Here is a 24,757-nt window from a genome sequence, read left to right as displayed (position 1 = left end):
TCCAGCACACGACCAGCCAGGGCATACACAGGCAGCGCTGCACGAAGCTGGCCGCCTGCTCGGCCCGAATTCAGCCCATGTGAGCGTCGCGCAAGGTGGCGCCGAAGGGGGCTCCGCCGGCGCCCGCCGGCCGTCCTCGCAGACCCAATGAATGCATGAATCGTATACCCCGTCTGTGGTACGTTCCTGCTGAAGGCAGCAACCCAATGGGCCACTGCCGGGGGTTAATGATGTACGCCAGACAATTCAGACTCGCCGCGCTCGCTTTCGGTCTCGCCGCGCTATTCGCCACGGCGGACGCTCATGCGCAGCGACGCCTCGACGAGGCCGGCTACAACGAAGCCGTTCAAGGCCTCAGCGCGGCCGAGCCCGATGCCCGCATTGCTGCGGTGGAGGCCATTGCCCATGGGGGCTGGCGTTTTCGTCGGCAGGCTGCCCCACACCTGCGCCGGCTGATCCGGCACGACCCGGACTGGCGCGTGCGCGCTTCCTCTGGCCGCGCCATCGGCCGCCTCAGCTTGCGCGAGGCCGTGCCCGACTTGGTTCGCGCGCTTCGTGACGACCAGGTGGACGTGCGCATCGTGGCGGCGGCGGCGCTCTGGCGCCTGCCCGACGCGGCGGCGGTCCCTGCGCTGCTGGACCTGCTGAACGACACGGACCCCACGGCACGTCAGTGGGGTGCGCTCGCGCTCGGCGTCACGGGTGACACCCGCGCCACGGAGGCCCTGCTCGGGCTGCTCAACGACACGGCCGAGGCCGTTCGGCTGGACGCGCTCCGCTCCCTGGGCCGCATCGCGGACCCAGCGGCTCTCACGGGGCTGCGGGACTTCATCGTGGACACGACCCGGCTGGAAGAAGAGCGCCTCGAGGCCATCAACGCGCTCGCTTCGCTGCGCGGGCCCGACAAGATGAACGCGCTCATTCGCTTGCTGGATGACCCCAACGCCAACATCCGGCTGCACATCGTGAACGCGCTCGGTCAGGTGGGTGACGCGCTCGTCATCCCCACCCTCCGTCGCCGCCGCGCGGCCGAGACCGTGGCTGGCGTCCGCACCGCCATCGACGAAGCCATCACAGCCATCGAGGAGCGCGCCCGCGAGCGCGCCCAAGAGGCGGCGGCGCCCGCGGCCACCAACTGAGCGCAGCCCCCTGACTAGCAGGTGGCGCGGGGGCTCTTCGTGTCGCTGTCGGTGGCCTGGGAGCTCTCGCTGGGCTTCGCGGAGGTGCCCATGCCGGCACCCAGCGTGGCGCGGTCCAGGATGGCCTCGCACAGCGCACCGAAGTCCATGCCCGCCGCCCCAGCGATCTTGGGGAGCAGCGACGTGGGGGTCATGCCGGGGAGCGTGTTGACCTCGAGCACGTACTCGTTCTCGCCCTCGGTGGCCAAGATGTCCACGCGCGTTGCGCCGGTGGCGTCCAAGCAACGCACGGCACGCTCGGCGATGTTCAGCACGCCCTTGTAGCGCGTGGGGGAGAGCCGGGCAGGGAGGTGGTACTCGCTCTGGCCCTTCTGGTACTTCGACTTGTAGTCGTAGAAGCCGCCCGAGGGGACGATCTCGATGGCGCCCAGCGCGCGGCCGTCGAGGACGCCCACCGCGATCTCGCGGCCCTGGACGAAGCGCTCCACCAGCACCGAGTCATCGAAGCGGCCGGCCTGCTCGACCAGCTGCTCGAGCTCCTGGATGTCCTTGGCCTTGCCGGCGCCCACCGACGAACCGGCGCGGCGCGGCTTCACGAAGGCCGGGAACCCGAAGGAACCGTGGATCTCGGCCACCCGCTCGGCGTCGTCGCGGCCCACGCAGTAGTAGGGAGGGGTGGGCACGTTGTAGAGGCGGAACAGCTCCTTGGCCTTGAGCTTGTCCATGGCCAGCGCGCTCGCCATGACGCTGGAGCCGGTGTACGGGATGCCCAGGATCTCGAGCAACCCCTGGATGCAGCCGTCCTCGCCGTAGGTCCCGTGCAGGGCGATGAAGGCCACGTCGATGGGCGTCTGACGCAGCACCCGGTCGATGTCTCGGTCTACGTAGATCTTGGTGCAGCGATAACCGCGTGCCGTCAGCGCCTGGTAGACCGCCTCACCGCTCGTGATGGAGACCTCGCGCTCTGCGCTCATTCCACCGAGCAGGATACCGATATGCTTGTTCTTCATGGGGGAACGCTCCTTCGGAGGGGCTTCGAACGCTCTGTCTGGTTCACCACGCGTCTAGGAAACCCGTGGCAGTACGATGACCACCGCGTAGCAGCTTCGCGTCGAGGGGGTCAAGAAAGCGGCCAGCCCCATCGCCGGGGTATGGGGCGAGTCGTGTACCAGGACAACGCTAGAGGGGCAGCGCGCTGTTCCCCTCGGGGGTCCCCTCGGCAGCAGGGGGCGGCGCCAGGGTGGCCGGGGGGTCAGCGGTGGGCTGGAACTCCGCATTGGCCATGCCCGCATCAGCGTCGGCGGCGGCGGCCTCGACCTCGACCCCTGCGTCGTCAGCGACGGTGGGGGGCAGGGCGTTGGGCTCGGCGGCCCCCAGTGGCAGGAACACGGCGATGGGGTGATTGCCGAGACCGCCTTCGGCACGGAACACGCGCAGCGCCATGGTGCGGCCGCGCTGGACGTCGAGCGCTGCGGGGAAGGTCTCGCGGGTGAAGACGACGTCCACCCAGACCTCGCCGGACGCGTGCTGGCACACCACGCTGAGGCGGTGGCTCGCACTTCCGGGGTAAGGCACCGGAGAGCTTGGGCCGCGGTAGCGCACCTCGGTGGGCCCGGGCTCCTGCTCCTCGTCCCGCGGCCGCTCCAGCGCGCCATCGCGCACGCGCTGTATCTGCCCTGCGTAGGTCACCGCGCACGTGCGGATGGCGTGGCTGACCTCGGGATTCTCGAACGAATCCGCCACGCTCGGCTCGTCGGCGGCGCGTGCGCGGGGGGTCTCGGGGGGCGTGGGTCCCAGCAGCTCCACCACCTCGAGGGGGGTGTAGTCGTCGAAGCCACCTTCGCCAGCGAGGACCGCCACGCGGATGCGTGTGCCGGGGGCGATCTGTTCCACCAAGGCTTCGCGATCCTTGCGGAAGTAGAGGTCGGCCCAGCCCTCGCCCGTGGTGCCGAGGCAGCGCGCGTGGCGCGCCTGGCGGAACGGGAGGCGGTAGCCGAAGACGTCTTCCGGGCGCAGGGTGCGAGCGGCCCCCACCATCACCAGGTCACAGATCTGCTCGGTGCCCACGTAGGTCTCGGGCAGCAGCCGGGCGACACGCGGGTCGAACGGGAGTGTGCCGGCGCCCGTGGGGAGGGCGGGCGCCCGTACGTCGTAGTTCACCGGCGGCGCCGTGGAGGTGGCGGGCTCATCGAGCAGGTCGCAGCCCGTCGCGAAGGCGGCGGCGAGCAAGGCGCCGCCCCGGGCCAGCAGGGCTTGGCGGAGGGCAAACGGGCTCACACGAGCCCCGGCGCGGCGTGCGGGCACCTGCCTGTGTTACGCCATCCGCGGCCACGCTGCCATTGCTTTGCGCGGTCAGCGGTGGTAGTCGACACCGGTTCGGTACGCCGTGAGGCGTCCGAAGTCGTCGTCATGCGCGCACTTGCCACGTCCATCATTCGCTACGAAGCCGCGTCGGCGTGCCCGGAATCCTCCGGGAACGTCACGGGTGAGCGGCGTGCTGGGCGGAACGCTGCGAGGTGGCTTTTCGCCATCGCGCGGCGCACCAACGACGAACCGAACATGCTCTGCCCGGCCCGGGCGGCGCGAGTCTCCAGAAATCGCTGGGACCGCGACGCCTCGTCAGGAGCGCAGCCGCCTTTGATCTCGCGCGTCTTCACGCGTGAGATGTCTCGCCCCGACGCGAATCATCGCGCCGGCGATACCCCCTCCATGGCCACACCGCGGGGAGCGGGCGTGGCGCAGGGAGAGGCAGAGCGACCGCTCCACCGGGCTCATCCACAAGAGGTCTATCATGACGTTTACGGAAGCCGCGGTGGAGGTCTTGCGCCTCATTGGTAAGCCGCTCCACTACAAAGCCATTACCGATATCGCCATCGAGCGAGAGCTGCTCTCTCATCTCGGCAAGTCCCCCGAGATCACCATGAACTCGCGCCTCGCGACCATGGTCAAGAAGGACCGCGGCGACGCGCCCATCATCAAGGTCAAGCCCGGCGTGTTCGGTCTGCGCGAGTTCGACGCGGCCGTCATCGACGCGGCCATGCACGAGTCGGGTCAGGACTTCGAGCTGCCGGAGCCCGAGGTCATCGAGGAGGACGACGAGCAAGAGGTCGATCTCGAGGAGGGTGACACCGAAGGCGAGAACGGGGAGGCCAAGGCCGAGCCCGTGAAGGCGCGCGCTCCCGAGGCGCCGCGTCCGCCCGCGAAGAAGCTGCCGGGTCAAGACGTGTTCCCGGAAGAGGAGGACGACGACGAGCCGATCCTCGCCAACCTGGACTCCTCCACCGCGGGTGCCGAGGGCGACGCGGACAGCCGCGACCGTAAGCGCCGCCGCCGCCGTCGTGGCCGCAAGGATGGCGAGGGCGAGGGCGAGCAAGAGGTCGTCGCCGAGCAGCCCCGCCGCGACAACGGCCCGCGCCCGGAGCGGAACGACCGCGGCCGTGACCGCAATGACCGGAACAACCGCAATCGGCGCGACCGCCCCGAGCGTCAGGCAGACCGTCCGCAGGGGGGGGACCGCGAGCGGGAGCGTGACCGTGGTGGCGACCGCGTCCGCGCCGGACGCGAGGTCACGGGTGAGTGGGAGCGAGACTCCGTCGACGGAGAGACCGTGGGCGTGGGGCTGGTGGACGCGCTCGAGCGCGCGCTCTCGAACCGCCAAGGGCCGGCGCGCTCTCACGAGCAGCTTGCCCAGGCGCTGGTGGAAGATGGGCGTCTGAGCGGCAACGCTGCGGCGCTGGCGCCCACGGTGGCTGCCGCCATCCGTGCGGACAACGCCCGAGCGGTGCTGCGTGGCGAGCGCGCGCGCTTCCGCGTGTGGGGCGACGCCGTGGAGCTCACGGACTGGTCGCTGCCCAGTGACGCGTTGCGCGCAGAGGCCGACCTGCGTCGCGCGCTCTCGCGTCAGCAAGAGGCGGTTCGCCGCGGGTTCCTGCGCATGATGGGCGACCTGCCCAACGCCGGGCTGCTCGAGCTGGTGGCCAGCTGGCTTAACGCCGAAGGGGTGTTGGGGCTGCGGGCCGTGCGTCGGCCGGGGAGCCAGCGCAACGAGTTCCACTTGGCGGGGACGCTGCGGCAGGGGCCGCACGAGCTGCCGCTGGCGGTCATCGTGTACCGCGAGGGGCACATCACGCGCGAGCGCGTGGTGGACGTGCGCGGGAGCTTGCATCACTACGGCAACGCCCGCGTGGCCTGGCTGGTGGGGCTTGCGCAAGTGGTCAGCGGTGCGCGCGAGGAGGCCAGCATCACCGAGGCCACGCCGTGTGCGTTGCTCGACGGTACCGGGCTGGCCGAGGCGATGGAGCGCGTGGGTGTGGGCATCGTCTCGCACCAGGTGCGGCTGAGCGGCATCGACGCGGACCTCATGGACACCCTCAAGGGCCCCGGGCGGACGCGCCAGGTAGAGGTCATGCGCACCGAGAAGCCGCCCGAGGTCGAGGCCCCGAAGGCCGAGGACGAGGGCAGCGATGACGAAGGCGCAGCAGGCGAGGGCGAGGAGCCCGGCGAGGGGGCGGCGGGTGGTCGTCGTCGCCGGCGGCGGCGCCGTCGCGGCGGGGGGCAAGAGGACGGTGCGCGCGTGGCCGATGGCTCGAGCGAAGCGGGCTCGGATGGCGAGCGGGCGTCCTCGGACGACGCCGACTTCGGTGAGGGCGACGGAGAGAGCGTGGCGGACGACCAGCTGCTGACCGCGCCCACCGCAGACGACTCCGATGACTCGGACGAGGACGCCGAGGACGAGCGCGCCGACTCCGACGAGGACCGTGACGACTCGGACGACGAGGACTCGGACGACGACGACGCCGATGATGACGACGCCGATGATGACGACGAAGTGCTCATCTCCGGCGACGGATCGGACGAGGGCGCTGATGACGACGACGACGAGTCGGACGACGACGACGACGACGATGATGACGACGACTCGGACGACGATGACGATGATGACGACGAGTCGGACGACGACGACGAAGACTAGCTCGTGATTGTGTAACCCGTGTTACACAAGTGGCTCTTCGGTTGGGCAGGGGGTGGCGCCATGGGCCATCTACCCCTAGTCCCAACCGGCTCAGCCATGACTCGACTCGTTGTTCCCAGCTCACGGCCGCGTTCGCGCGTTCGCCCTGTCACGCCGCCGCTCTTTGCGGGGCTGGCGGCCGTGATCGTGTGGGCAGCCACCACGGGAGCTGGCGCGCAACCCCGACCGCCCAGCGAAGAGGCCATGGAGGCCACGGCGCTCTCGGTCGCGCGCGCCTTCGACGAGCGGCTGACCATCTGGCAGGCGCCAGACGGGAGCCGCACCTATGCGGGCCACTGCCGCATTGCGCCGGGGGGCTGCCGGGCACGCATCGCGCTCTACGCCCGCTTGATCGCGGACATCTCGCAAGAGCAGGGCGTGGACCCGTTCTTGGTGGCGGCCGTCGTGCTGCGTGAGAGCGGGCTCAACCCGTTCGCGGAGGGGGGAGTGGGGGAGCGGGGCATCGTGCAGCTGCACCCGCAGGGGGCCGGCCGAGACGTGGAGTTCGTGCAGAGCGAGCCCTACCGACGGCGCTGCCGCAGCGCGCCCGACACGTGTCAGGGGGAGGTGCTCCGCGTGGGCATCGCGCTGCTGGCGAACGCCATTCGCCGCTGTGGCGGCGTGGAGGATGGGCTCGGCATGTACAACGGAGGGACGTGTGAGTCGACGAGCTACAGCCGCCGCGTGCTGACGGAGCGCTCGCGCCTGCTGGAGCTGGCGAAGCGGAGTGAGCCGGCGGGCCACGACGTGCGCGGCTCGTCACGCTGAGCGGCCCATGCTGGGCTACGCGGCGACCACCTCGCGCCGGGGGAGGCGCATGCGCACCACGCCCTCGGCCAACAACGCGAGCGCGGCCAGCAGCAGCAGTGTGGGCACCCACGAGCGCCGACGCGCCCGCTGGGCTGCCCCCGCCTGGCCATCTGCACCGGCGTCGAGCGGAGGCGCACCGCGCAGGTCCGACTCCGCCGCCTCGGCTTCCACGATGAAGGACAGCCGCTCGGATGCCTCGCCGTCCACGTGCACCACGTAGCGCCCCGCCGCCCGGGTGGCGGTGAGCGTCCCATGGGTGGGAACCGTTACGCTCACGCCCGTGGGTGTGGTCACCACCACCTCGGGATCGCCGCTGGGCAGCGCCAGCGAGACGGGCTCTCCCGCTCGGGGCGCCTCGGTGGGACGACGCGCACCGAGCAGCCAGTTCAGGGTCTGCTCTACCAAAGCCACGAACTCGGTCGAGAGCGCGAGATCACCCCAGCCGAGGTCCACGCTGGTGGTGAGCAACGCGCAGCGACCCGTGCCCAGCGTGCGCCCCGCGAGCGCCGGGCTACCGTCGGGGTAGCGCAGCAGCGCGACGGCGCGGTGCTCGAGCGCGGCCAGCAGCAACCGCCGCTGGACCCCGGGCAGGGGCACGCTCAGGAACGGGCTCTCGCCTGTCAGCGCGCCGGCGGGTGCGTCCGTGGGGGGCTCGATCCTCGCCGGGAGACAGTGGGGCAGCGCGGCCGTGTACGACGCGGGCTGGAGCTGGTCGCCGCCCGTGATGAGCACGCCACCGCCGCGCTCCACGAAGGCCTCGAGCCGCGCCCCTTGCCGGGCGCTGAGCGTGCTCACGTTGGCCAGCACCACCACATCCAAGTCGTCGAGCGCGTCGCCTTCGAGGGCGGCGGTGTCCAGCTGGACGGTGTCCAGCCCTGTCGCAGCGTCGCTCGCCGAGTCCAGCGCCGCGCGCAAGAACGTGAGCTCGTCCAGGTGGGGCGAGGGGTGCGGCGCCCCGTTCACCAGACCGACGCGGGAGCGGGCTCGACCCTGCAGGTCCACCACGCGCACGTTGTCGGCGGCCAGCGCGTCAGTCTCGTGATGGACCGAGATCCTCACCGGTTCGTCGCCGGAGGCACCACGCGGCACGGTCAGGCGCGCCGTCGCCGAAGCGCCCTCGAGCGCGAACGAGGTCTCGATGATGAGCGTGTCGTCGCTCCGCTGGACGCGCGCTCGCAGCTCGAGGGCCGGCGCCACATCCGTGGGATCGGGCGCGTCCGTGGGGGTGCGCACCACCGTGAGCTGCACGATGAGCTGCTCCGGGTCTCCGGGCGCGGGCGTGACCAACACGTCGCGGAGCGCCACGTTGGCCACAGGGTCTGGGTCGATGCGCACGTCATCGCGCAGCACGCCGCGCAGGGGCGGGAGTCCCCCCTCCGGGATGTCTGCTGCGCGAAAGTCCGAGAGCAACAGCAGCCGCAGGTCGAGCGAGTCCGCCCGCGCCAGCTCTCGGCGCGCCCGCTGGAGCGCGCCAGCAAGGTCCGTTCGAGTGCCGCCTGGGCCGGCCTCGCTCAGCATGGCCCGCGCAAAGTCGAGGTTCGCCGTGCGCGGCACCAGGAGCGCGCTCGGGGCGCCGGCCAGCACCACCGTGACCTCGGAGCCTGCCGGCAGCTCGTCCAGCGTCGCGAGTGCCCTGGTGCGTGCCTCGTCGAACACGGTGCCGCGCCCGCGCACGGCCCCCATGCTGGCGGAGTCGTCCAGCACGATGGCGAGCGCCACGGCGTCTTCGGCGCTCGCGCTCAGGCTGGCCAGCGAGTAGGGCTGCGCGAGGCACGCGAGCAGCAGCGCGAGCGCGAGCACACGCAGCACCAGCAACAGGATGTCTGCCAACCGCACGCGCCGCCGGCTCTCGGCCTGGGCCGCGCGCAGGAGCGACACGGTGGGCAGCTCGAGCGTGCGGAGGTCGCGCTGCCGGATGAGGTGGATGGCGATGGGCGTCCCGGCCAGGACCAGGCCCAGCAGCGCGATGGGTACCTCGAAGCCCACGTCAGCGGCCTCCCCGGGTGGCTGGGCGGAGGAGGCGTGACAGCGCGAGCGTTGGCGCTTCGTCCGTGCGCGCCAACACGTAGCGGCCGCCAGCCTCCACGACGGATCGTTCCGCGTCGGCGCAGAAGCGAGCCACGCGCTCGCGGTAGCGCTGCCCGACATCGGCCGGGTCTGCCGTGGTGGCGGGCTCGCCCTCGAGGCCTTCGTAGCGTGCGGGTTCGTCGCCGCCCAGCGCCAGCTCGGTGCGTGTGAGCACGTGCAACACCAACACGGTCTGGCCGCGCCGCGACATGAGGGCCAGCGGCTCGCTCCACGGGAGCCGAGCGCGGCCGGTGGCCTGCAAGCTCGCGGGATCGAGCAAGTCGCTCGCCAGCACCACCACGCCGTGCTTGTGCGTGCCCTCGGCCACTTGCGCCAAGGCCGTGGCCAGGTCCGTCCCGCGCACCGCCGCGCCCGGCTCGGGGGCCAGCTCGTTGCGCGCCAGCGAGGTGAGCATGTCTTCGAGGTGGTCGGGACGAGCGCGCGGCGGGTGCGTGCGCTGCGCTGCTTGGTCCACGTAGGTCAGGCCAAAGGCGTCGCCCTGGCGCATGAGGAGATAGGCCATGGCGGCCAGCAGCGTGGCCGCATGGGCCGCCTTGCTGGGACTCGCGCTGCCGTCGGCCTGAGGGTAGTCCTGCGCGGGGTCTCCAAAATACATGGACCCCGAGCGGTCGAACACCAGCGTGGCGCGCAGCTGGGCCTCGTGCTCGAAGTGCCGGATGGTGGGCCGGTCGGTGCGCGCGAAGGCACGCCAGTCCAGGCGCCGAGGATCGTCTCCGGGGCGATACTCGCGGTGCTCCACGAAGACGGCGCTGGCCCCGTGACGCACGCTGCGGTGGTGACCTGCCAGCAGGGCGTCCGCCGCCGCTCGCGCACGGATCTGAAGCAGCGCGGCACGCGCCGCGACCTCGGGAGACAAGGGCCGCCGCTCGGCCATCGCCTCACCGGTGGTCACGGACGAATGCTCTCGAGCAGCTCCGCGACCAGGGTGTCGGGTTTGACGCCCTCCGCCTCCGCGCGGAAGCTGGTGACCAGGCGGTGGCGCAGCACGGCCTTGGCGATGGCGCGCACGTCCGTGGTCTCGGCTACAAAGCGGCCGTCGAGCGCCGCGCGGGCCTTGGCGCCCAGCACCAGCGCTTGGCTGGCGCGTGGACCGGCCCCGAACGACACGTACTCCCGCACGGTGTCGGGAGCGCTGGGGGAGTCCGGGCGGCTGGCGCGCACCAAGGCCACCGCGTGACGCACCACGTGGTCGGCGGCGGGCACGCGAGGAATCAGGGCCTGCAGCGAGAGGATCTCCTCGAGCGCCAGCACCGGCTCGGGGGTCTCGAGCGCAGGCGCGGTGGTGCGCCGCACGATCTCGACCTCGTCTTCTTCGCTGGGGTAGGGGACGTCGATCTGCAGCAGGAAGCGGTCGAGCTGGGCCTCGGGCAGCGGGTAGGTGCCCTCTTGCTCGATGGGGTTCTGCGTGGCGAAGACCGCAAACGGAGCGGGCAGCGCATAGGTGGACGAGCCCGCGGTGACGCGCCCCTCGGCCATGGCCTGCAGCAACGCGGCCTGCGTCTTGGGGGGGGTGCGGTTGATCTCGTCGGCCAGCAGGATGTGCGTGAACACTGGCCCCCGCACGAAGCGGAACGTGCGCTTCCCGTGCTCGCCCTCTTCGAGCACGTCGGTGCCCGTGATGTCCGAGGGCATGAGGTCCGGGGTGAACTGGATGCGGCTGGTGTCGAGCGAGAGCGCCTCGCCGAGGGTGGTGATGAGCAGGGTCTTGGCCAGGCCGGGGACGCCCACGAACAACCCGTGTCCGCTCGCGAAGAGGGTGACGAGCAAGAGCTCGATGGCCTCGTCCTGGCCCACGATGCGCTTCTTGACCTCACGCACGATGCGGGCTCGCGCGCGCCCGAGAGCCAGGATGCGCTCGGCATCGGACTCGCTGCGCTCGGCGAGGGTGAGGGGAGGCGCTTCGGGCTGAGAGAGGGCGGAGGACTGCGGCATGAGGACGGTTGCGTCGTCATACCGCGAAGCACGGGCGACTTCACCTGAATCTAACGAGAAACTGCCGGGCGGAAACCCGCTCGCTGCGGGGTCAGCGCCCGAGGGACGCGCAGCGCTGCGCCTCGGCGGGGCGCTCCCGCTCCGGGCCGGCGGTGCTCAGCACGCAGTGGGGGGCCGGGTCGAACGGGTTCAGCCGGATGGCCTGCTGCGCGACTCGGCTGGCCTCGGCGCTCTGGCCAGAGGCTTCGAGGGCACGGGCCAGGAGCGCTGCGGATGGGGCGTATTCGGGGTGCGTGGCCACCACGGGCCGCAGCGCTTCCACGGCACGCTCGGCCTGGCCGCTCTCCAGCGCCGACCGGGCGAAGCGGGCCGCCACCACCGGGTCCTCCGGGGCGATGACCAGCGCGGCCGCGTACTCGTGGGCTGCGGCACCGAAGCGGCGACGACCGTAGAGGAGGTCGCCCAACCGCAGGCGCCGCCGGGCCTCGGCGCCCAGCTCGGCCACATCGGCGGTGTCGTCTTGGGCGCCCATGGCCGCGACCAACCGGCGAGGCAGCAGGCGAGGGCGCGTGGGGCTCGGCAGGGCGCGCACGTCGGCCCGCCAGCGGCTCTCGAGCTCAGCGAAGGGTGCGCCTGCCGCAGCGGAGAAGGCCTCGCGTGCATCTTCGTCGGCGGCCATGCGCCGGATGACGTCCACCAGTCCCGGGCTCCCGTAGCGTGAATGAAACCCCTGGACGAATGTAGAGACCTGCGCGAACGCGAGCGCCGCGTCGCGCTGCGAGGGCAACAGCGCGATGGACGGGTGCAGCCGCTCGAACGGCAGCAGCGCGTCTCCCGTGGAGGCCTCGTGGAGGATGCCTTGGCTCACGGCATCGAGCGCGAAGGTGCCCGCGCCGCGCCGGTAGCCGCCCTCCAAGTACTTGGCGATGCCTTCCTGCACCCAGACGGGGGCCCGGTCTCGGCTGGCGCGGGCCAGGATCAAGTGGACCAGCTCGTGCGAGATGGTGTCCGTCCACGCGTAGCCGTGCAGGAGCGCGCGCGGCGAGGTCACCATCAGCCGGTCCCACTTGCACAGCGCGATGGTCCCGGAGCGCTCGATGTCTTGCACCGTGAGCGAAGACACCTGTGCCAGGCTGCGCGCATCGGGGTAGATCTCGAGCCGAATCGGGCCTGGAACACGGTGGCCGAGGACCCCGCTGATGTAGCGGTCGGCCGCCTGCAGCGCGTCGAGCGCATAGGGGACCAACAGGGCATCGGGGCCAGGGGAGTGCCAAACCTGATACCTGTCGTCCAAGGAGCGAGCGCTCACGAACGGGGCCAGGAGGTCTCGGGTGGAACGCACGGTGGTCAGCAGCTCACCCAGCTCGCCCACGTTGCCCGCGCGCTCGAGGTGGCTCACGGCAGACCCATAGTCGCCCTGGTGAAACGCCACCACGCCCATGAGCGCGATGGCGCGTGAGTCATCGGGACGCTCACGCAGCGCCGTGCGCGCGAGCTCGGCGGCCTCCTCCACGCGCAGGTCGGCGATGGCCCGCTCGCCCGCCTCGACCGCGGACGCACCGCGAGCGCGACCAGGCTGTGCGTGCGTGGTGAGCGCCGGGCAGAGCGACATCAGCGCCACCCAGGCCAGCAGCACCGGCGCGCGATGTCTGGGCATGTCCCGTCGCGCGCTCATCGCAGCAGCCTCTCGTAGTAGCGGCGGGCGGCGTCTTCGTAGCCGCCCGGGGCGCGGCGGTCCATGGCATCCAGCACGCGCCGGCGGAACGCCTGCGGGCCCTCGTGGTCCTCTGCCGTGGGGATGGCCACGCGCTGGCTGGAGGAGTTGCCCCCGCCGCCGCCGCCGCCCGCCCCGCCGCCTCCGCCCCCACCTCCACCGCGGCTCTGCTCTTCCAGCTCTTCGCGCAGCTCGCGCAGCGCCTCGGCCGCTTCGGCCTGGCGGGCACCGGCCCCCAGCGCGTCCAGCCGCCGCAGCGAGCGCCGCGCCTCCTGCATCTGTTGGCCCACGGTGTCGAGCGTGGCGGCCGCGTCGTCGCTCAGGGCCTCGCCGCCTGGACCTTCACGGAACTGGCCCGCCAGCCGCTCGGTGGCGCTCTCAGCGGTCTGCTGGCGCGTGGTGTCGTCACGCAGCTGGGCGCTCTCGTCGGCGGCCAGGTGGTCCCGCAGGTCGGGGATGGTGCGGTCCAGCTGACCCTCCAGCGCGGCGATGCGTCTCGCGGCGGCCGACACCTGTGCTGCGGCGTCGGCGGTGCGTCCCCCCGCGCCACCGAACATGAGCGCCGACAGCTCGAGGTCACGCGACAGGCCCAGCGAGTCCGCTCGCGCTTCGGCCACCATGCGGCGGGCCTCCCCCAGGTCGCCGTTGGCGAGGGCATCCTCGGCGTCCACCAGCCGCTGGCGCGCCCGTGAGAGCGTGTCCCGGTCGCGCATGCCGATGCCTCCCTCCGGCACGCCGCGCAGCGCCTGCTGCGCCGCCCGCAGCTCGCCCACCACGCGCCGAGTGTCCGGATCGCCGCTCGCCCGCAGCGCCTCGAGGGCCCGCGCCGCCGCCGCTCGGCGAGTCCGGTCGGTGCGCTCGGCCAGCAAGCGCTGCTCGGTCTCGAGCCCCTCGAGGGCATCGAGCGCTTCGGCCATGGCCCGGTCGCGCGCCCCGAAGTGTTCCTCCGCGTAGTCTTCTTCGGCCTGGCCCAGTGACGCCACCAGCTGGTCGATCTGCCGCTCCAGCTCGTGCATGTGCCGGTCCGCGGCGTCGAGGTCGCCCGCCCCGAGCGCGCGCTCGAGGTCGCCCAGCGCATCGGCCGCCTCTTGCTGCGTGGCGGCGTCGCGGTTGGCGAAGTCGGACGGCACCGCGCTCGGATCCAGCTCCGCGATGCGCTGGGCCAGCTGCGCCAGCCGGTCCCGAGCGCGGCCGATGGCGGCGGCGATGGCCTGGCGCGCCTCGGCGGTGTCGGCCCGCCGCAGCTCGGCCAGCAGCGACGCGATCTCGCGGCGCAGGGCCACCAGCTCACGGGCCAGCTCCGCGGCGTCGGCCAGGTGGGCCTGCGCGCGCAGCTCGTCGAGGGCGAGCACCAGGGTCTCGAGCAGCTCCGTCTGTTGGGCGTCCAGGCGCTCGCGCTGCGCGCCGGCGGCCCGGCCACGGTAGGCGCGCTCCTCTTGCTGCATGCCTCGCTCGAGCCGCGCGGCGTGGCCCGCATAGACGCTGCCCGTGTCGGGTTGGGCCATCACGTAGGTGCGGAGCGCGCTGAGCAAGCCACGCTCCAGCTGGGCCAGGTGGTCGTGGCGCGCGAGGTCAGTGGCATCGCTCCGGTCGGGGCGCAGCAAGGGCACCTCCAGCCGCTCTGCCAGGGTATCGAGGGCCGCCGTGAAGAGCGCCTCGAGCCCCGCCAGCAGCTCTTCTCGGCGTGTCCCAGCCGAGGCCACGCGCAGCGCCAGCGGGGCCGAGCGCGTGAGGTGGGGGCCGGTCAGCACGTCGCCGTCCTGCGCTTCGAGCGTGAGCGTCAAGCGGTCGCCGGGCTGGGCGCCCAGGTCGATGGGCAGGATCTCCGCGCTGCCCTGCACCAGCGGGAGCGCCTGGTTGGCGGGGTTGCGCGAGAGCACACGCCGCTCTTCGGTGCCGTCCGGGCGGGCGATGATGAGGGCCACCTCCACCACACCCACGTCATCCGTGGCCGCGTAGCCGATGCGCGTGGGCAGATCCAGCGGGAGGTCTGCGCCACCCTCGGGGCCGGCCAGGCTGGCCACGGGCTCGGCGTCGGGCAGCACGCGCAGGGTGCGAGCGCGTCGGTCGGCGGCCCACTCGTCGCCCTCCGAGGGCTGGATGGCGATCTCCACAGCCCCCGAGGTGCTGGCCACGAACTCGGCCGTGTACCAGAGGCCGTCGCTGGGCGGGTCCACCGCAGGCGTGAGGCGCGCCTCACCGCTGGGCAGGCGCAGCGCGGCGCGGCTGGGCTCGCTGTGGAATCGCACCCGATAGGTGACCGTGGTGCCATGCGGCAGCTGCAGGGCGTCGGCGCCCGGGTGTGTCTCGGCGGGGCGCGCGCGATACGCCGGAAAGCGCAGGGTGGCCTGTGTCTCGGCGACCAGATCCGCCCGCCGCGCCCCCGGCTCGTGCTGGTCGAACGCGTGGATGAGCGCATAGGCGCCCGCCCGGCCGCGCGAGGTCTGCAGGGTGAGCCCGGACGCCAGCATGACCAGCAGGACCCCCGCCAGGAGCCGCACTGGCAGCCAGGTGCCCAGCGGGGTGACTGCGCCCAGGGGCAGCGCCCGCAGGTCGCGCTCCACCCCGGCGCGATGCGCCCGCACCAGGTCCAGGCTGGCTCCGGGGGGCGCCGCGGTCAGCTCGAGCACGCTCTTGGCGCGTGACGCCAGCTGCGGCGAGAGGTGCGCGAAGAGCTGGGTGGCCCCCGCCCCGCGGAGCGCCCGGGTGCGCCGCAGCTCTCGCACCGCCAGCGCGGCGCCCATGAGCACGCTGGCCACCACGGCCAGGATGGCGACCAGCGGCTGGGGCAGGGGACCGAGGCCCAGCGCGGCCAGCGCCAGCGCCAGCGCCCCGGCGGCCAGGCCCACCCCCACGGCCCGCAGCACCACGAGCGACCCCGCGCGAAAGCGCACGCGTCGCAGATAGGCCTCGAGGTCGCCGGGGGCGGTCGTCACCGCGGCACCATAGCGCGGAGCCGCGCCAGGATCCCGACACTCCTCGCTTTCGCGGCATCGGGGAGTCCGCGTTGACCGGGGATCACACGCACACGTATAGTCGCGCTCCTCTTGAGCTATCTGCTGGACCGAATCGACCTCCCATGACCCGAACGAATGCTTCTCCCGACCGCGACCTCTTCCTTGCGGCGCTGGTAGACGACGCGGCCGATGGCCAGCGCGTCCTCTGGGTGGGTGACGCGCGCAGCCGCGGCCCGGCAGCCCTCGCGGAGCGCGCCGAGCGCGTGGTCGTGCTGGACACGCGCGAAGACGCCATCTTCGACGACTCGGACGAGGGCGACGACACGCGCGGCGAGCTGCTCATTCGCCCCTTTGCAGATGGGCCGCCGAGCGATCCGTACGACGTGGCGGTGGTGACCGAGCTGGGGGTCTTCCGGAACCTGCGCCAGGCTCTCGAGCGGCTCGAGCGGCTGGTGGGAGACGGCCTCTTGGTGCTGGTGACCGACACGCACAGCGGGCTCGAGCCGGAGTTCGTGCAGGACTGCGTGCGCGACGTGTTCGGGGCGGGCCGCTGGTTCGGTCAGTCCGGCTTCGTGGGCGACACCGTGGCCGAGCTGGGCGCGGGCGAGGTGCAGGGCGCCGCCGTGGACGCTGGTTTGCTCACCGACACGCCGCCCCTCGCGCGCTTCATCGCCGTGGTGGGTTCCGAGCGCGATCGCCTGCCGGGCTACTTGGTGGTGCAGACCGCTGGTCTCGGCGCGGGCGTCAGCGCTTTTGCGGGCGAAGAAGATCGCCTCGACGCTCGCGATGACGACCGCGAGGACGACGAAGACGAAGACGACCTGGGCGGCCCCGATGCCGAGGACGTCGAAGATCTCGCCGAGCTACGCGAGCAGCTCGAGGCCTCCGAAGACTACGCCGAAGAGGTGGAGCGTGCGCTCGCCGCCCGCGACGCCTCTCTGGCACGCGCCGAGGACCAGCTGGACGCCCTGCGCGAGCAGCTGGCGCGCATCACGGCCACGCCAGAGCCCGCGCCGGGTGCGGACGGCGGCGACGCCTACGACGCCATCGAGGAGCGCCTGCGCGAGGTGGGCCGCCGGGCCGCTGCGCTCGAGCAGGAAGTGGAGCGCCGCGGCACGCTGGTGCGCGACGCCGTGGAAGAAGCGGCGCGCCTGCGGCGTGAGCTGGCCCGCGAACGGACGGACGGGCCTTCGGGCGCGCTGCCGGTCGCCGCGCCGTTCACCGTGCCGGCCCCGCTCGCGGTGGTGGAGCGCCCCTCGGACCTGCCCACGCCGCTCCAGCATGCCAAGCTGGCAGCCGAGCTGGACGCCGCGCGCTTCGAGAACGACGCGCTGCGCATCGCGCTAGACAGCGCCGCCAACGAGCGAGCCGCCGCGCTCGAGCTGGTGGAGGCCGAGCTGCTGGGGCGTGTGCGTGGCCTGCGCGCCCGCGTCGCCGAGGTGAGCGAGCTCCACGAGAGCGCCCGCGCGCTCCTAGCGCTGGCCGAAGCGGACACAGCCGATGCCCACGAGCGTGAGCGCCGTCTGCAGGCCGAGATTGGCCAGCTGCGCGAGCGCTTCGAGTTCGAGCTCATCCGCGCCCGCAGCGCCGAGCGGGAGCCGGTGGCTCTGCCGGACGAGGTGCGCGAGCACATCTCGAAGCTGGAGCGCAGCGAGGCGCACCTGTCGCAGCGCGTCTCGGCGCTTTCGCTGCAGCTCGGCGCAGCGCGCGACCTGGCCGAAGGCGCGCCCTTCGAGGGCCGTCTGCGCGCGCTCACGGGTGAGGTCACGGGGCTCCGCTTCCGCCTGGACGAGCGCGAGCGAGCCCTGGCCACCCTGCGCAGCGCGGCGCCCCTGGCCGCCTCGGCCCCTGCGCCCGTGGTCAGCGTGCCAGTGCCCGTTCCCGTGACGGGCAACGCCGAGCTCGAGGCAGAGCTCACCGCTCGCCTGCGCGCCGCGAACGACGCCATCGACGGCATGCGCACGCAGCTGGGTCTCAAAGACGGCCTCATCACGCGCCTGCAGCTCGAGCTGAGCGACAACGAGGGCGTGGCGCGCACCAGCGAGTCCGACGCCCACCGCCTGCGCGACGAGAACGAGCGCATGCGCGAGGCGCTGCTGGCGGCCTCGGCGGCCGTGGACGAGCGCGACGCGCTGCAGCGCGAGGTGGAGACGCTGTCCAAGAGCGTGGTCGAGCCCAGTCGCATCCAGGCGCTGGAGCGCGCGCGCGACGAGGCCAAGGCGGCAGCCGAGGCGGCCCTCCAAGAGCTGCTGGCAGCGCGCGGCGAGGCCAAGAAGCTGGCGGCGGCGTCGGACGCGAGCGAGGCGCTCAAGGCCGAGCGCGACGTGCTCCTGGGCCGCGTGGCGCAGGCCATCCAGGCTCGTGACGAAGCGCGCTTGGCGTTGCGCGAGACGCACGCCATCTTGGCCGGCGCGAGCTTCGCCGGTAGCCAGCCGCGCACCACCACCGCCGTGGGCATCGAGGCCCCGAGCGACGACGACGGACTGGACGGGCGCCTCCCCACGCCGAGTGGCAGCGAGGCCCAAGAGGCCGTGGCCGCCTACCTCGAGCGCCTGCAGACCCTCGAGAGCGAGCTCTCCGGGCAGGAGACGCTGATGCGCTCGCTCACCGCCCAGCTCGAGGAGCGCGATGACCGCATCCGCGCGCTGGACCGGCGCCTGGCGGGCGCCTCCCCGGTGGCGTCGGACGAGGAGTCCACCAAGCGCGCCATGCTGGAGCTGGAGGAGCGCGCCGCGCGGCTGAGCGAGGAGCTGCACAACGAGCGCAGCAGCCGAATGGCGGCACAGCGCCGGGCCGAGCAGCTGGAGCGCAGCACCGAGGCCGCTCCCGATCTCACCGAGCTGAGCACACGGCTGCGGGCTCGTGACGCCGAGCTGGAGGCCGCCGAGGCCCGCGCCAAGTCGGCTGCGCGCGACGTTTCGAGCCTGCGAGCGGTGGTGCAGGACGCCAGCCTCACCCTCGAGGGCCTGCTCTCGTCGGCCACGGCCAGCGGCGACCCCGCCACGGCGCAGCGCCTCGGTGAGCTGCTCACTCAGCTGGCGCGCTTCTAACCGCACCCCGGGAGGTGATAGGCTCGCGGGCGAATGGCCCACGATCCGGTCGAACCCGGCGCCTCGACGCTGCAAGGCACGCTCGTCGCCGACAAGTACCAGATCCTGGGTGCGGTGGCGTCGGGCGGCATGGGCACGGTGTACCGCGCGCGGCACCTGCACCTCGACCGCGACGTGGCCATCAAGCTCATGCACGCGCGGCACTTCGACAACCGCGAGTACATGGCGCGCTTCCGCCTCGAGGCGCAGAAGGCGGCTGGCCTCGAGCACCCCGGAATCGTGGAGGTGCGCGACTTCGGTGAGGACGCCGTGCTGGGGCCCTATCTCGAGATGGAGCTGCTCTCGGGGTTCTCGCTGCGCGAGCTGCTGCAGGCCGTGGGGCCGCTGCCCATCGAGGTGGTGGTGCACTGCATCGCCGAGTGCCTGGACGCGCTCCACTACGCGCACGGGAAGGGCATCCTGCACCGTGACCTCAAGCCCGCGAACCTCTTCGTGGCGCGCGTGGGCGACGGCTTCCAGACCAAGATCCTGGACTTCGGGCTGGCCAAGGCCATCCTCGGGGACTCGTCCGGGGCCGGGCACGAGACGCTCACCAAGACGGGCGTGGTGCTGGGCACGCTCACCTACATGAGCCCCGAGCACTTCGCGGACTTCAAGAGCGTGGACCAGCGCACGGACCTCTACTCGCTGGCGGCCAGCGCGTACGAGCTGCTCACGGGGCGCCCAGTGGTCAGCGGCACCTCGTTCATCGAGTGCGTGGACAAGGTCTCGCGCGGGCTGCATCGGCAGCACCCCGCAGAGCTCCGGCCGGCCGTCTCCCCCGAGCTGGACGCGGTCATCGCGCGGGCCCTGCGGGTGGACCCGCGCGAGCGCTTCGCCGACGCCGAGGCCATGCGGGTGGCGCTCCTGGCCTGTGTGCGTGACCCGGGCGAAGCCCAGCGCACGCTGCGTCGCTTGATCGTGGTGGAGGACGCGCTCGCCAAGCCGCGCCACCGGCCCACGCCGTCCGACCAGAGCGACGACGCGCTGGGCTTCCGCATGGAGGCCACGGACGACGACCCCACCGTAATGGGCAAGCCGGTCTTCGACGACGACGACGCGCCCACCACCATCGCCGCGTCCCCGCTCGAGCTGGCTGGCGTGACGGTGCTGGTGTCGGACTCGCTGAAGCCCGGGGCACCTCAGCCGGCTCCGTTCTCGGCGCTGGACACGCCGCCCGCTTCGGCGCTCGAGACGCTGCCAGGCCGCCCGCTGAGCCCCGCACGGCGCCGCGGAATCCCCAGCACGCTCTGGGGTGCGCCCATCTGGTTCTGGGCCGCGGCGCTGGGCCTGGTCATCATCTTGGTAGCCATCGTGCTGGCCAGGCGGCCTGCGGCACAGCAGCCGGCCATCACCCCTCCGCCCGCGCCGCCCGCCCAGGCTGGCGGTGCCACGCAGGCGCCCGGGCCTCTCGAGGGCGAGTCGCCGGCGGCAGCCCATGGGACCACGCCACCCGCAGAGGACGCCACGGACGCTACCGCAGCCGGTCAGTCGGCCCAGGGCGACCACCCGCAGGGAGACGTTGCTCCCACCAACGGCAGCGAGACCGTAGTGGCGCGCCGCACACGTGAGGCGCGCGCTCCTGGCGACGACACGGCCGACAGCACCACCACCGCGCCCGCCGCCGGTGGCGCCACCACGCTGGACATCAACACCATCCCCGCGGCGCGCGTCTTCCTCGACGGAGTGGACACCGGCAGGCGCACGCCCATCCGCGGGCTGGTGGTCACGCCGGGCCGGCACGTGGTGGAGCTCCGGGTGGGCGACACCTCGCACCGCTACCCTGTGGTAGCTTCGCCGGGTGAATCCGTGCGCCTCTTCCGCGTGCTGCCCACCGACTAGCGACCGTGCGTCGCGGCCGCGGCGCCTCGCGTGGCTGCTGGCGCTCACGGGCGCGCTGCTCACCGCGGTGCCGGTGGCGCACGCCGACGAGCGCACCGAGGCGCGCCGCTTGTTCCGCGAGGGCATGACGCTGGTGGAGCGCGGTGATGCGCAGGGCATCGCGCTGCTCGAAGAGGCCTACGAGATCCTCCCGCACCCGCACGTCATCTACAACATCGCGCGGGCCTACGCCGAGCTGGGGCTGTACCGCGAGAGCATCGACGCCTTCGAGCGCTACCTCGAGTGGGACCCGGCCGACGCGGCCGAGGTGAGCGAGTTCATCGCCAGCATGCAGGAGATCCTGGACGAGCAGGCACGCGAGCGGGAGAACGAGAGCCAGGCCATGCCCGAGCACGAGCAGGCCACGCCCACCGAGAGCAGCGAGGCCGCCACCGAGCGCACCCCCGAGCGCGTCACCGACCTGCCGAGCGAGGCCCGCAACCAGGGCGTCTACGAAGAGCAGGTGGTGTCCGCGTCGCGCTTCGTGGAGTCGGCCGTCTCGGCGCCCAGCTCCACCACCATCATCACCGCGCAGGACATCCGCATGAGCGGGTTGCAGACACTGGCCGAGGTGCTGCGCCGCGCGGTGGGCGTGGAGGTCATGGCGCTCAGCCCGGGCGACCAGCAGGTGTCCATTCGTGGCCTCAACCAGCGCCAGTCCAACAAGGTGCTGGTCTTCATCGACGGCCGCTCCGTGTACATCGACTCACTGGGCAGCACCTTCTGGAACGTGCTGCCGGTGGGCCTCGACGACATCGAGCGCATCGAGATCATCCGCGGCGCCGCGTCGGCGGTCTATGGCGCCGATGCGTTCTCGGGGCTAATCAACATCATCACGCGCGCGCCGGGCGAGGGCGGCTCGCACGTCTCCATGACCGCGGGCTCGCACGGCACCCTGCGCACCGAGACGGTGGCCCACGGGCGCCAGTCCATCGCGTCGTTCCGCGTGGCGGGCGGCTAAGCCCGCGCTGACCAGTACGAGCTGGAGGCCGACCCGGCGCGCGTGGACCAGGTGCTGCCCAGCCGCGACCCCTCGCTCGGGCGTCGTGGCATCTGGTTCCGCGGTGACACGCGCCTCAACCTGGGCCGCGGAGTGGCGCTCGAGGCCGGCACGGGCGTCAGCCTCAACCGCCTCAGCCAGTACGGCATCGGGCGCCTGCGTCAGCTGTTCATCGACGAGTTCATCTTCGCGCAGACCTACGTCACGCTCACCACGCCTGTGGGCATCACGGCGCGCGTGTTCTGGAACATGGAGACGGCCGACGCCGAGCTCGCCGTAGAACCGCCGGCCGCCATCCCGCTGGTCACGCGCGACCTCGAGACGCACATCGTCGACGCCGACGTGAACTACCGCACGCAGTTCCACCTGGGTGTGGACCACAACGCCGCCGTGGGCGTGAGCTACCGGTGGAAGTCCATCGAGTGGAACTGGCTGAGCGACGACCACACACAGAACCACTTCGCCGCGTACCTCACCGACACGCTGCAGCTGCGCAGCGATCTCCAGGCCGTCGTGAACTTCCGCCTGGACAGCCACCCGCTGCTCGACCGCATCCAATACAGCCCGCGCCTGGCGCTGGCCTATCAGCCCACGGAGCGCTCGTCGCTGCGCGGCACCTTCGGGCTCGCGTTCCGCAGCCCCACGTTCCTCGAGTCCTACGTGGACCTGCCGGTGTCCGTGCCGGGCCTGCGCGGCGTGTCGGCGCTGTCGCTGGGCAGTAAGCGCCTCGCGCCGGAGCGCATGCTCACCACCGAGGTGGGCTACCGCAACCAGGACTCCGACTACTTCGCGCTCGAGGTCACCGCGTACCTGAACCTGGTGGACGACGCCATCGTGTCGAGCGAGGTGAGCGCCTACACGCTGGGGGACTACGGCAGCGGGGTCACCGCGTATGCCGACGACATCGCGGCCTTCAGCGTAGGCCAGGTGCGCAATCAGAACGAGTCTGCGCGCTTCATGCAGCTGGGCGCCGAGCTGGGAGTGCGCGTCTTCCCCGTGCGTGGCCTCGACGTGTACGGGAACTACAGCCTGCACGACACGCGCGTGGTGAGCGGCGTGCCTTCGCTCGGGCGTGAGGACGACCAGCGCACCAGCCGGCACAAGCTCAACCTGGGCGCGCAGTACCGTGCGCCGTTCGGCCTCGACCTCGGCGTGGACTTCCACTGGGTGAGCTCGCAACTGTGGGTGGAGACCATCCCCGATGCCGAGTCGGGCGCGAGCTTCGGGCGGTTCCCCCTGCCGGCCTACGCGGTGCTCAACGCGCGTGTGGGCTACCGCCTGCTGGACGGGCGCCTGCAGCTGGGGGTGGTGGGCACCAACTTGGTGGATCCGCGCCACCGCGAGCACCCGCTCGGGCAGCGCGTGGATCGCCGCGTGCTGGGGACAGTGAACCTGGGCTTCTAGCCCGCACGGTAGCCCGCTCAGACGGAAGCGCGAAGGCGCGACCCGCTGGGATGCGGACCGCGCCTTCTCTGTTCCCATCAGCCCACCGAAGCAGGCTGCGGGCTCGCGTCAGTGGCCGTGGCCGTGACCGCTGTGGTCGTCCTTCGCCTCGGGCTTGGGAGCCTCGGCGATGAGACACTCGGTGGTGAGCAGCACGCCGGAGACCGACGCGGCGTTCTGGAGCGCGGTGCGCACGACCTTGGTGGGGTCGATGACGCCGGCGGCGACCAGGTCCATGTACTCCTCGGTGGCGGCGTTGAAGCCGTACGCGCCCTTGCCCTTGCGGACCTCGTTCACGACGATGCTGCCCTCGAGGCCGCAGTTCGCCGAGATCTGGCGGAGGGGTTCCTCGATGGCGCGCGACAGGATGTTGACGCCGATGCGCTGCGCGTCGGAGACGTCGAGCTTGTCGAGCCCCTTCTGCGCGCGGATCAGAGCCACGCCGCCGCCCGGCACGATGCCCTCTTCGCTGGCCGCGCGAGTCGCGTGGAGCGCGTCTTCGACGCGGGCCTTCTTCTCCTTCATCTCCACCTCGGTCGCCGCGCCCACCTTGATGACGGCCACGCCGCCGACCAGCTTCGCGAGGCGCTCCTGGAGCTTCTCACGGTCGTAGTCGCTGGTGGTCTCTTCCACCTGACGGCGGATGGTCTCGATGCGGCCCTTGATGTCGGCCTTCTTGCCGCCACCGTCGACGATGACCGTGTTGTCCTTGTCGATGGTGATGCGCTTGGCCTTGCCCAGGTCGGTCACGGCCACGTTCTCGAGCTTGATGCCGAGCTCCTCGCTCACGACGCTGCCGCCGGTGAGGATGGCGATGTCCTGGAGCATGGCCTTGCGGCGGTCACCGAAGCCCGGCGCCTTCACGGCGACGCACTGCAGCGTGCCGCGCAGACGGTTCACGACGAGCGTGGCGAGTGCCTCGCCCTCGATGTCCTCGGCGATGATGAGGAGCGGCTTCTGCTGACGCGCCACGGCCTCGAGCACCGGCAGCAAGTCCTTCATGCTGCCGATCTTCTTCTCGCAGATGAGCAGGTAGACGTCCTCGAACTCCGCCACCATGCGCTCGCTGTCGGTCACGAAGTACGGCGACAGGTAGCCGCGGTCGAACTGCATGCCCTCGACGATCTCGAGCTCGGTCTCGAGGCCCTTGGCCTCTTCCACCGTGATGACGCCCTCGCGGCCGACCTTCTCCATGGCCTTCGCGATGATGTCGCCGATGGCCTTGTCGCCGTTGGCGCTGATGGTGCCGACCTGGGCGATCTCCTTCGGATCCTTGGTGGGCTGCGACAGCTTCTCGAGGTTCTTCACGACGTGGGCCACGCCGGCCTCGATGCCGCGACGGATCTCCATGGGGTTGTGACCCGCGGCGACCATCTTCACGCCTTCGAAGAAGATGGCTTGGGCGAGGACGGTGGCCGTCGTGGTGCCGTCACCGGCCACGTCGGACGTCTTGCTCGCCACTTCGCGCACCATCTGGGCGCCCATGTTCTCGAACTTGTCCTTGAGCTCGATCTCCTTGGCGACGGTGACGCCGTCCTTGGTGATCGTCGGGGAGCCGAAGCTCTTCTCGATGACCACGTTACGGCCCTTGGGGCCGAGGGTCACCTTGACGGTGTTGGCGAGGGCGTTGACGCCGGCCAGGATGCGCTCGCGCGCGGTTGCATCATAGAGGATTTCTTTGGCAGCCATGGTG

General features: G+C 71.9%; 16 protein-coding genes. 7 read left to right on the top strand and 9 right to left on the bottom strand.

What is annotated here, in order from left to right:
* The first annotated feature begins 230 nt into the window (after positions 1-230).
* Complete coding sequence (locus tag IPI43_13715) at positions 231-1,139, top strand: HEAT repeat domain-containing protein (protein MBK7775163.1); 909 nt, start codon at positions 231-233, stop codon at positions 1,137-1,139.
* 14 nt (positions 1,140-1,153) lie between these two features.
* On the opposite strand, the gene IPI43_13710 is transcribed toward IPI43_13715, so the two are convergent.
* The 3 genes from IPI43_13710 to IPI43_13700 form a co-directional block, all read right to left on the bottom strand.
* Positions 1,154-2,149 (bottom strand): D-alanine--D-alanine ligase, encoded by a 996-nt coding sequence (locus tag IPI43_13710; GenBank protein MBK7775162.1) that lies wholly within the window; start codon positions 2,147-2,149, stop codon positions 1,154-1,156.
* 169 nt (positions 2,150-2,318) lie between these two features.
* On the bottom strand, positions 2,319-3,443 hold the full coding sequence (locus IPI43_13705) for a hypothetical protein (GenBank protein MBK7775161.1): 1,125 nt from the start codon (positions 3,441-3,443) through the stop codon (positions 2,319-2,321).
* A 134-nt stretch (positions 3,444-3,577) separates the two neighbouring features.
* Entirely contained in the window at positions 3,578-3,796 is a 219-nt protein-coding gene (locus tag IPI43_13700) for a hypothetical protein (protein ID MBK7775160.1), read from the bottom strand.
* A 134-nt stretch (positions 3,797-3,930) separates the two neighbouring features.
* On the opposite strand from IPI43_13700, the gene IPI43_13695 reads away from it, so the two are divergent.
* Together IPI43_13695 and IPI43_13690 are read left to right on the top strand one after the other, a co-directional pair.
* A complete protein-coding gene (locus IPI43_13695) occupies positions 3,931-6,111 on the top strand; it encodes a hypothetical protein (protein MBK7775159.1) in 2,181 nt (726 codons plus the stop codon).
* 96 nt (positions 6,112-6,207) lie between these two features.
* The gene (locus IPI43_13690; GenBank protein ID MBK7775158.1) at positions 6,208-6,918 is read left to right on the top strand and encodes a transglycosylase SLT domain-containing protein; all 711 of its coding nucleotides are present in this window, start codon (positions 6,208-6,210) and stop codon (positions 6,916-6,918) included.
* Positions 6,919-6,933: 15 nt separating this feature from the next.
* On the opposite strand, the gene IPI43_13685 is transcribed toward IPI43_13690, so the two are convergent.
* From IPI43_13685 to IPI43_13665, 5 genes are all read right to left on the bottom strand, one after another.
* On the bottom strand, positions 6,934-8,946 hold the full coding sequence (locus IPI43_13685; GenBank protein MBK7775157.1) for a BatA and WFA domain-containing protein: 2,013 nt from the start codon (positions 8,944-8,946) through the stop codon (positions 6,934-6,936).
* Between the two features lies 1 nt (position 8,947).
* Positions 8,948-9,940 carry a DUF58 domain-containing protein gene (locus IPI43_13680; GenBank protein MBK7775156.1) on the bottom strand — a complete coding sequence of 331 codons (993 nt, stop codon included), beginning with the start codon at positions 9,938-9,940 and terminating at the stop codon, positions 8,948-8,950.
* Positions 9,937-10,980, bottom strand: a complete 1,044-nt coding sequence (locus IPI43_13675; protein ID MBK7775155.1) for a MoxR family ATPase — start codon at positions 10,978-10,980, stop codon at positions 9,937-9,939. Before IPI43_13675 ends, IPI43_13680 begins: the two co-directional genes overlap by 4 nt.
* A gap of 91 nt (positions 10,981-11,071) precedes the next feature.
* On the bottom strand, positions 11,072-12,655 hold the full coding sequence (locus IPI43_13670; GenBank protein MBK7775154.1) for a tetratricopeptide repeat protein: 1,584 nt from the start codon (positions 12,653-12,655) through the stop codon (positions 11,072-11,074).
* A complete protein-coding gene (locus IPI43_13665) occupies positions 12,652-15,630 on the bottom strand; it encodes a DUF4175 family protein (GenBank protein MBK7775153.1) in 2,979 nt (992 codons plus the stop codon). The genes IPI43_13670 and IPI43_13665 overlap by 4 nt, the downstream gene beginning before the upstream one ends.
* Before the next feature lie 143 nt (positions 15,631-15,773).
* Between IPI43_13665 and IPI43_13660 the strand changes: the two genes are divergently transcribed.
* From IPI43_13660 to IPI43_13645, 4 genes are read left to right on the top strand one after another with little or no spacing between them, the layout of a single operon-like run.
* Positions 15,774-18,701 carry a hypothetical protein gene (locus IPI43_13660; protein MBK7775152.1) on the top strand — a complete coding sequence of 976 codons (2,928 nt, stop codon included), beginning with the start codon at positions 15,774-15,776 and terminating at the stop codon, positions 18,699-18,701.
* A gap of 33 nt (positions 18,702-18,734) precedes the next feature.
* Positions 18,735-20,582, top strand: coding sequence for a serine/threonine protein kinase (locus IPI43_13655; GenBank protein ID MBK7775151.1), 1,848 nt, complete (start codon positions 18,735-18,737; stop codon positions 20,580-20,582).
* Positions 20,542-21,582 carry a TonB-dependent receptor plug domain-containing protein gene (locus tag IPI43_13650; GenBank protein MBK7775150.1) on the top strand — a complete coding sequence of 347 codons (1,041 nt, stop codon included), beginning with the start codon at positions 20,542-20,544 and terminating at the stop codon, positions 21,580-21,582. Before IPI43_13655 ends, IPI43_13650 begins: the two co-directional genes overlap by 41 nt.
* A gap of 42 nt (positions 21,583-21,624) precedes the next feature.
* Positions 21,625-23,025, top strand: coding sequence for a TonB-dependent receptor (locus IPI43_13645; protein MBK7775149.1), 1,401 nt, complete (start codon positions 21,625-21,627; stop codon positions 23,023-23,025).
* A 108-nt stretch (positions 23,026-23,133) separates the two neighbouring features.
* On the opposite strand, the gene groL is transcribed toward IPI43_13645, so the two are convergent.
* Entirely contained in the window at positions 23,134-24,753 is a 1,620-nt protein-coding gene (gene groL / locus IPI43_13640; GenBank protein MBK7775148.1) for a chaperonin GroEL, read from the bottom strand.
* Between the last annotated feature and the right edge of the window lie 4 nt (positions 24,754-24,757).

The sequence above is a fragment of the Sandaracinaceae bacterium genome, from assembly GCA_016706685.1.
In the GTDB taxonomy this organism is placed as follows: Bacteria; Myxococcota_A; Polyangia; order Polyangiales; family Houyiibacteriaceae; genus JADJJE01.
The sequence above is the reverse complement of the archived record's forward strand: the minus strand, read 5'-3'. Positions and strand labels throughout refer to the sequence as shown.